Consider the following 288-nt stretch of genomic DNA (forward strand, 5'->3'; position numbering starts at 1 on the left):
CTGTAGGAACTGTTCCTACCGCTTCCACGTGATCTTTTCCTGTCGCGGTTACAGCACCTGTGAGGTCTGTCGCCTCTACTGTTTCACCTTTCACCTTGGTGATGTCGGTGATGGTCACTGTATGTGCTGTCGGAGTGATACTTGCACTTGATGCCTGACTAGTTGTGTCACCACTTCCCTTGGTTGCGCTGACACTTACAGCTTGACCAGCTGTGTAGCTTGATGGTTTCAAGCGTAACTTACCGTTATCTAATAGACTTGTATCACCGCTTGTTACCGTCCAGCCTG

General features: G+C 49.7%; 1 protein-coding gene. It reads right to left on the reverse strand.

All coding sequences use genetic code 11. From position 1 onward, the window contains the following. On the reverse strand, positions 1-288 hold a 288-nt coding region (locus HT730_RS09820), incomplete at both ends, for a hypothetical protein (RefSeq protein WP_173307481.1).

The sequence above is a fragment of the Streptococcus sp. k-628 genome, from assembly GCF_013277475.1.
Lineage (GTDB): Bacteria > Bacillota > Bacilli > Lactobacillales > Streptococcaceae > Streptococcus.